Source organism: Xanthomonas axonopodis, from assembly GCF_001304695.1.
Classification (GTDB): Bacteria; Pseudomonadota; Gammaproteobacteria; order Xanthomonadales; family Xanthomonadaceae; genus Xanthomonas; species Xanthomonas axonopodis.
Window position 1 is genome coordinate 1 of sequence record NZ_JFAQ01000238.1, and the last position, 986, is coordinate 986.

2 protein-coding genes and 1 pseudogene are annotated in these 986 nt (G+C 59.8%); all 3 read right to left on the bottom strand.

The features are described from left to right. The coding region (locus tag XAXN_RS18360; protein WP_134984923.1) for a transposase at positions 1–266 on the bottom strand (266 nt) is incomplete at its 3' end. 90 nt (positions 267–356) lie between these two features. Further along, positions 357–728: pseudogene (locus tag XAXN_RS18365) on the bottom strand (hypothetical protein); the annotation flags it as partial. A gap of 34 nt (positions 729–762) precedes the next feature. After that, positions 763–986: IS3 family transposase (locus tag XAXN_RS18370; RefSeq protein WP_054320599.1), on the bottom strand; the 224-nt coding region annotated here is incomplete at its 5' end.

Below are 986 nucleotides of genomic sequence, written 5' to 3' on the forward strand. Positions count from 1 at the left end.
CTCCACAGGCGCAAAGGCAGCTTGCTCGATTGCAGCAGCGTGCCGGCACGCAAGGTGGTTTGATGCCGGCACGCCCGGCACTGGTCGTACACCTGCCCATCGCGTCGAAAGCGCGAGCGCGCGCGGCCGTCGCACTGCGGGCAGCGAAATCCCTTCGGCCAGCGCCACCGATACAACGCCCGGTAACACTTGGCTTCGGTTCCGTAGCGATCCACGCACTCGGTCAGCGACAATCCCGGCTGAAACTGCACGATGTTGATCCCCATCTCCCACCTCCGTTGCCTTCAGCTGGGGCCATTGTCCAACCGCAGCGTCGCAGATCCTGCAACTGGAGGCTGAGGGATGGGGCTAATCAGGAAACGGAATTCGAACCAGCGTCCATCAAGCTTGGTTTCATCGACTCCAAACCCATAACTCCAGTCTTTGGTGAGCAGGCCGAAGGCTCGGTATCGGCGTTCGTCGCCTTTCACGAACTGAACTGCCTGCCCCATCGTCGAAGTCAGACGCTCGGGAGTGAAGTCGGAGATTGTCTGGCTACCCTTGATCAAGGCAAGCAGTTGGCCAAGTAAATCCTCCGCAGTGGGCTTACCAGACGGCACTGTGGCAGGGCTGGATGAACTCATGGCAGATGTCTCCGCGACGGTTGCCGGGGCTGGGGTGGCCGCCGTGTGGGTGCAAGCGCCCAGGGCGAGGGTGGCGAGCAAGGCGTAGAGGGGGCGCGCGATCATGAAGCGTCCGTTGTGCGCTGGTGTGGTTGGGACGCTAGGTGTTCAGTCCCGGCATTAGATGGATCGGATTCACTTTGAACCGCTCGGGTTCGGATGTCCACTGCTTGCAGATGAATTCGTACGGTGTCAGACCCTTCAGAGCTTTGAGCCTGCGACCGTAGTTGTAGGCGTCGATGAAGTTGGCTAAATGCTGTTGCAGTTGTGCGTGATCGTCGTAATGGAAGCGTTTGACAGTGGCTTCCTTGATGGTCCGGTTCA